A 7,196-nucleotide genomic window follows, 5' to 3' on the forward strand; every position below is an offset into this window, starting at 1 on the left:
GAGCAAGCCGGCTTCGTGGGCTTTGGTGTCGACCGAGGCAATCGCGCTGATTTCATCGAATGCATGCGAGCCGAGCGTGGCACGCACAGCCGCTTCGATCTGCTCGGCCGAGCTGTGCAAGCGACAACCGATGCCGATGGTGAGGGTTTTCATTGCGCGTCCGCGGGGTTCGCCGCTTCTGAGGTATTTACGGCGTTCGAAGCGTCCAACGCGTTCGCCGTTTCAGCCGGGTTCGTTGCGTTTTCAGCTCCGTTCGCGTCCACCGCACCCACCACGCCAGCATTCACAGCATCCCGCGCCAAAGCCAGTGACGCCACTCCGCCAATCACCACGATCGCCGGCGAGCCGAGTCCGGCGCGCGAGACCGTATCCGCGAATTCGCCGAGTCGTGCGAGCGCATGCCGTTGCTCGGGACGCGTGGCCGATTCGATCGCCGCGCATGGTGTATCGGCGCTCATACCGGCCGCAAGCAACGCACCGGTGATATCGTTCAGCCGCCGCATGCCCATATAAATCACCAGCGTCATCCGCGTGGCGACGAGCGCCGCCCAGTCCGGCTCGCCGCTGCCGGCGCCGTGCCCGGTGACGAACACCACGCCTTGCGCGTGATCGCGATGCGTCACCGGAATACCGATTGCCGCGGGCGCCGCAATCCCGGCGGTGATGCCGTTGATCACCTCAACCTCGATGCCCGCTGCATGCAGCGCCTCCTGTTCTTCGCCGCCACGGCCGAACACGAACGGATCGCCGCCTTTCAAACGCGCGACGCTGCGCCCGGCCCGCACGTGTTCGAGCATCTGCGCGACGATGCTGGCCTGCGGCGTCGACGGATGCCCGCCACGTTTGCCGACGTACAGGACCTGCGCGTCGGCGCGCGCGAATTGCAGCACGTCAGGGTTCACCAGATCGTCGACCAGCACCACATCGGCTTGCGCCAATGCGCGAGTCGCCTTGAGCGTCATCAGTTCGACATCGCCGGGGCCGGCGCCGATCAGCCAGGCGCGGCTCATCGCGGCGTGCATGGCGCGCGCCATGTCGTGACAAGCGGGAGCGGGTGAGGCGCGGAGCAGCCGGAGGCGGTAAAAATTGAGGTCATGCGGTGCGACAGATTACGCGCGACGAAAAGCGCCGCTCGCCGCGTTTCCCACAGGAAAACGCCAACGGCCGCGCCACGTCGTGCTTCAGCGCCTTCACATCCGTCCCTCGCGGATTCCGGCGGCCGGCAGCGTGATGCTCACTGCCTCCGCGTCTGGCCGGTATCCGGGCTGACGGCCTCATGCGTTTTGCCTTCCCGTCCGGATTCGTCAGACAGTGGCATCAAAAACGCATGCGCGATGCGAAAGCACCGCAGGTCGCTTACCGTTGCGGGGACAGCACAGGTTGAGCGCGGCGAGCGCGGCCTGTTTCCCGTTTAACTGCACATGCGAACGCATATGCGGGCACCAAACGCGCGCATACGATAGCACACGGCAGGCCGCGCCGGCACTGCGGGAAGGCCCTGCCGCGGCCCGCGTTTCCTTGACGGCACGGGGCTCTCGGCCTAAACTCGCACGCACTTTGGTGCTCGTGTGCGCGCTCGTGCGCATGCAGTTAAACGGGAAACAGGGTGCCCACCTGCAATGGATCGGGTCAACCTGTGCTGCCCCCGCAACGGTAAGCGAAAAGCGATGCGTTCTTCAGCACCGCGGAGCCGGCTTCGATGTCCACGCGCAAGGCCGCGTCGGCATATAACCACTGGGCGAGAAACCACTCGTCCGGGAAGGGGAAGCGGCGCTTTCGCCAGCCCGGATACCGGCCAGACTACGAAGGACGACCCCCGCGGGGATGCGGCGGCGCGTTCATGACTTCATTATCGTTTCCTGTTTTTCTGTTGCCCCGGCAACGCCGTTGTTCGTCCCCGTGTTTTGTTATCGTTGTTGCCTGCAGGGCCAGAGCCCCGTTCGCATGACCTATATAGAGACAAAACGCGCAGGCGCGTCGGCGTACCCGTGCAACTCCTACGGATGGACCTCACGATGCAAACTCAAATGCGCAAGATTCCCGTCACCATCGTCACGGGCTTTCTCGGCAGCGGCAAAACCACGCTGCTGCGGCACATTCTTCAGCACGCGGGCGGCAAGCGCATCGCGGTGATCGTCAACGAGTTCGGCGAACTCGGCATCGACGGGGAAATCCTCAAGGGTTGCGGCATCGGTTGCGATGAAAACGGCGTCGAGACCGAAGGGCAACTGTATGAACTCGCGAACGGCTGCCTGTGCTGCACCGTGCAGGAAGAGTTTTTCCCGGTGATGGAAAAGCTGGTGGAGCGCCGCGAGCAGATCGATCACGTGCTGATCGAAACCTCCGGTCTTGCGCTGCCGAAGCCGCTGGTGCAGGCGTTCAACTGGCCGCAGATCAAGAATAGCTTTACCGTCGACGCGGTAGTCACCGTGGTTGACGGCCCGGCGGCGGCCAGCGGCCAGTTCGCCGACAATCCGGTTGCGGTGGATGCGCAACGCAAGGCCGATCCGAATCTCGATCACGAATCGCCGCTGCATGAATTGTTCGAAGATCAATTGTCGGCAGCCGATCTGGTGATTCTGAACAAAACCGATTTGCTCGACGAAGCGCATCAAGCTTCTGTCGAAGCCGTCATCCGCGAAGAAATTCCGCCGCAAGTGAAGATCGTGCGCGCGCAGATGGGCCAGCTCGATCTGCACACGTTGCTGGGTCTCGAAGCGGCCTCGGAAGAAAAGATCCACCTGCGTCACGATCACCATGGTTCGGCTGACGACGCCGATCACCACCACGACGAATTCGATTCGGTTGTGGTGCACGCGAATGTTTCTTCGCGCGAGGCCGTAATCGCGGCATTGCAAGGGCTCGTCGAAACGAACACGATTTACCGCGTCAAAGGTTTCGCGGCGTTGCCGGGCGCGGTGATGCGTCTGGTGATCCAGGGCGTGGGCCGTCGTTTCGATAGTTATTTCGACCGGCGCTGGCAAACGGGTGAAGGGGGTGAAATGGGCGAAGGCCTGCCAAGCCGCTTCGTGCTGATTGGCGAAGACCTCGACCAGGCCGCGCTGCAACAGGCATTCAACGCCGCCTTAGGCGCCGTGGCGAGCGCCCAGCCGCAACAGGCGTAACCGGTCATGCATCTGCTACGCACCACGCCGGGTGGTTTTGTCGACGACACGCAAGGCGTGATCCGTATCGATCAGCGGCCCGCCGATATCGTGGTGCTCAGTTCCGCCGATACCACGCTGTCGCTGCTCGCGAGCGTGTTTCCTCGTCTGGGCGAGGGGTTTCCGAGCGTGCGGCTCGCGAACGTCACGTATTTGCGGCAGCCGGCTTCGGTCGATTTCTATGTCGAAGACGTGTTGCAGCATGCGCGAGTGGTGGTGGTCGATCATCTCGGCGGCGAGGCGTACTGGCCGTACGGAATCGAACAGGTGGTTGCCCTTGCCGAACGCAAGCAGCAGACGCTCGCGATGTTCTCCGGCGATCTGCAGGAAGATCCGAACCTGCTCGCGCGCAGCACCGCCGACGCCGATCTGTGTCATCAGCTATGGCGCTATCTGCGTGAAGGCGGGCCGCAGAATGCCGAGGCGTTCCTGCGTTGTATCGCTTATCGGGAGTTTGGCTGGGGCCGCGAGCCTGCGCCGCCGCGCGCGTTGCCTGCCGCGACGCTCTACCATCCCGAGCGCGATACACCGACGGTGGCCGACTGGCAGGCGCGCTGGCGTAAGGGCGCGCCGGTTGCTGCGATTCTGTTCTACAAGGCGCATCTGCAAGCGGCCAACACAGCCGTGTTCGACGCTCTTATCAGTGCGCTCGATGCACAAGGCCTGAATCCGCTGCCGATCGCGATTACCTCGCTGAAAGATGCTATGAGCCGCGACGTCATGCAGCACTTGTGCGCGCAACACGATGTCGCGCTGGTGCTGAATACCACCGCATTCGCCGCGTCCGCCATCGACGACCCTGAGCCGCTTGCGCTCGCCGGCGACGCGCCGGTGATGCAGGTGATCCTGAGCGGCGGCAATCGCGAAGATTGGGTCAAGGACAATCAGGGTCTCAACTCGCGCGATATCGCCATGCATATCGCGCTGCCGGAAGTAGACGGCCGCATCATCACGCGGGCGATCAGCTTCAAGGGCCTCGCCTATCGTTGTCCGCACACCGAGGTCGATGTGGTCCGTTACCAACCGGACCTCGAACGCGTCGGCTTTCTGGCCGAATTGAGCCGCCGCTGGTGCCGTCTGCGCACGCTCGATAACGCGCAGAAGAAACTGGCGCTGATCCTCGCCAACTATCCGATGAGTGAAGGGCGGATCGGCAATGGCGTGGGTCTCGATACGCCGGCCTCGGTGGTCGGCATTCTGTCGATGTTGCGCGATGAAGGTTATCGGTTAGGCGAATTGCCTGCCGACGGCGACGCGCTGTTGAAGAAGCTGACCGAAGGCGTGACCAACGATCCGGTCGTGCGTGACTTGCGGCCCGCGTTGCAAAGTCTTGCGCTCGACGACTATCTTTTGTACTTCAACGCGTTGCCCGCGGAAGCCCGCCATGCCCTGAACGCGCGCTGGGGTTCGCCCGACCAGGATCCGACGTTGCGGCGCGGCCGTTTCATGATCGCGGGCTGGCGCTGCGGACAGGTGTTCGTCGGTATTCAACCTTCGCGATCGCGCGAGCAGGGCGATTACGCGAGCTATCACGATGCTGAACTCGTGCCGCCGCATGCGTATCTGGCGTTCTATTTCTGGTTGCGTCATCAGTTCGGCATCGACGCGGTCGTGCATGTCGGCAAGCACGGCAATCTCGAATGGCTGCCGGGCAAGAGCGTCGCGTTGAGCGATGCCTGCTGGCCCGATCTGATTCTCGGTCCGATGCCGCATCTGTATCCGTTCATCGTCAACGATCCGGGCGAGGGCAGTCAGGCGAAGCGTCGCGCGCAGGCCGTCATTATCGATCACCTGATGCCGCCGCTCACGCGCGCCGAAACTTACGGGCCGTTGCAGGACCTCGAGCGCCAGGTCGACGAATACTATGAAGCGCTGATGGTCGATCCGCGCCGCTCGAAGCTGTTGAGACGCACCATTCTTGCGACTATCGTCGAGCACAAGCTGCATGACGAGCTCAGTCTCGCGGAACCGAACGGCCAGGACGATGAAGATGCGCTGCTGACGCGCGTCGATGCCTGGCTGTGCGAGTTGAAGGAGGCGCAGATTCGCGATGGTTTGCACACGTTCGGGCAATCGCCCGATGGCGTGCAGCGGCGCGATACGTTGCTGGCCTTGGGACGCTTTCCGGTCGGCGATGGCCACGGCGGCAAAGCCGGTTTGATCGATGCGTTGGCGCGCGATCTGCAGATGGATCATCTGTTCGACCCGCTCTCCGTGGATTGGTCGGCGGCGTGGGACGGTCCTCGTCCTGACGTGTTGCAGCAGGTGAGTGATGCGCCGTGGCGGCACTGTGGCGATACACGCGAGCGTCTGGAACTGCTGGCGGCCGAGATGTTGCGTGAAGTGTGTGGTGATGAAACGTCCGATGCGGCGCCCGCGAACGGGATCTTGCCCCAAGCCGAACGTGTGATCGAACGCCTGCGCAACGACGTGTTGCAGCGGCTCGACGCCTGCGGTCCTCAGGAAATGCTGAACCTGAAGCGCGGTCTTGAAGGACGCTTCGTGCCGCCGGGGCCGAGCGGTTCGCCGTCGCGTGGACGGCCCGACGTGCTGCCCACCGGCCGCAATTTCTATTCGGTCGATACGCGCGCAATTCCGACACAAGCGGCGTGGTCGCTTGGTTTGAAATCTGCGCAGCAGTTGATCGAACGGCATTTGCAGGAGAAAGGTGACTATCCGCGCGCAATTGGCCTCTCGGTATGGGGCACCGCCACCATGCGCACCGGCGGCGACGACGTCGCCCAGGCACTCGCTTTACTCGGCGTGCGGCCGAAGTGGGCGCCGGGCAGTCATCGCGTGACCGACTTCGAGATCATGCCGATCGAGGTATTCGACCGGCCGCGTATCGACGTCACGTTGCGGGTGTCCGGTTTCTTCCGCGATGCTTTCGCGAACGTGATGCATCTGTTCGATGCCGCCGTGCAGGCGGTAGCCGAACTCGACGAGCCCGAAGACCTGAACCCGATCCGCGCGCGCGTGCTGCGCGAACGCGACGCGCTGATTGCACGTGGCATGGACGCCGCCGAGGCGCGCAAGCGCGCCGGTTGGCGCGTGTTCAGCGCGCGACCCGGCGCGTACGGCGCGGGTCTGCAGGACATGATCGACTCGCAGCAATGGCAAACCGACGCCGATCTCGCCAACGCCTATCAGGCGTGGGGCGGTTACGCGTACACGCAGAAAAGCGCTGGCGAAGAAGCGCGCCACGCATTCGGCACGCGTCTCGCCGCGATGGACGTCGTGCTGCAGAACCAGGACAACCGCGAGCACGACCTGCTCGATTCGAACGACTACTACCAGTTCCAGGGCGGCATGGTGGCAGCAGTGCGGCATCTGGCGGGCAATCAGCCTCAGGTCTATCACGCCGATCACAGCAACCCGGCGGCGCCGCACGTGCGCACGCTGCATGAAGAGATCGCGCGTGTGGTCCGTTCGCGGGTGGTCAATCCGAAATGGCTCGATGGTGTGAAGCGTCACGGCTACAAGGGCGCTGCCGAGATCGCCGCGACGGTCGACTACCTCTACGGCTACGACGCAACCGCGCGCGTGATCGCCGATCATCAATATGCGCTCGTCACCGATGCTTATCTGAACGACGCCGATACACGCGAGTTCTTGCAGCGGCACAATCCGCACGCCATGCATTCGATCTGCGAGCGTCTGCTCGAAGCGATGCAGCGCGGTCTGTGGCAAGCGCCCGGCGACTATCGTGCGCAAGTCGAACAGCATCTGCTCGCGAGCGAGCAGCAGATTGAAGGAATGCAAACTTGACATACTCCCCTACCTGAAGAGGCTGTCGCAAAAGCCCTCGGGTCCATACAATACTGCCTGGAACGAAACGGCAGGAAGCCACGATGAGCACGGCGCGCAAAGTACCTTCGCCCGATGATGCGCAGTTCAGATTGTTCGATGGTGTGCCACAGGACCTGGACGCGCCGTTGCTACGCACGGCAGTCAACAGCGGTCGTCGCTTCGTGACCGGAGATGCGCACGCTATTTTTCTGGGGACGACGCGGCTGGAAACGTACCTGAAGC

5 protein-coding genes and 2 riboswitches are annotated in these 7,196 nt (G+C 63.2%); of the genes, 3 read left to right on the top strand and 2 right to left on the bottom strand.

Going from position 1 to position 7,196, the window contains the following annotated elements; genetic code table 11:
- The coding region (locus GNZ13_RS46340; RefSeq protein WP_172177640.1) for a cobalamin biosynthesis protein at positions 1 to 153 on the bottom strand (153 nt) is incomplete at its 3' end.
- On the bottom strand, positions 150 to 1,010 hold the full coding sequence (gene cobA / locus GNZ13_RS46345) for a uroporphyrinogen-III C-methyltransferase (RefSeq protein WP_236002487.1): 861 nt from the start codon (positions 1,008 to 1,010) through the stop codon (positions 150 to 152). The genes GNZ13_RS46340 and cobA, both read right to left, overlap by 4 nt.
- 224 nt (positions 1,011 to 1,234) lie before the next feature.
- A riboswitch (cobalamin riboswitch) is annotated at positions 1,235 to 1,462 on the bottom strand.
- Positions 1,463 to 1,541: 79 nt separating this feature from the next.
- Positions 1,542 to 1,814, top strand: a riboswitch (cobalamin riboswitch).
- Positions 1,815 to 2,015: 201 nt separating this feature from the next.
- On the opposite strand from cobA, the gene cobW reads away from it, so the two are divergent.
- The 3 genes from cobW to GNZ13_RS46360 form a co-directional block, all read left to right on the top strand.
- A complete protein-coding gene (gene cobW / locus GNZ13_RS46350; RefSeq protein WP_172177642.1) occupies positions 2,016 to 3,125 on the top strand; it encodes a cobalamin biosynthesis protein CobW in 1,110 nt (369 codons plus the stop codon).
- A gap of 6 nt (positions 3,126 to 3,131) precedes the next feature.
- Positions 3,132 to 6,932: a cobaltochelatase subunit CobN gene (gene cobN, locus GNZ13_RS46355; RefSeq protein WP_172177644.1), complete on the top strand. Its 3,801-nt coding sequence runs from the start codon at positions 3,132 to 3,134 to the stop codon at positions 6,930 to 6,932.
- A gap of 83 nt (positions 6,933 to 7,015) precedes the next feature.
- Positions 7,016 to 7,196, top strand: a 181-nt coding sequence (locus GNZ13_RS46360; protein ID WP_172177646.1) for a hypothetical protein, incomplete at its 3' end; no start/stop codon positions are given.

It is taken from the genome of Paraburkholderia elongata, from assembly GCF_013177735.1.
Taxonomy (GTDB): domain Bacteria; phylum Pseudomonadota; class Gammaproteobacteria; order Burkholderiales; family Burkholderiaceae; genus Paraburkholderia; species Paraburkholderia elongata.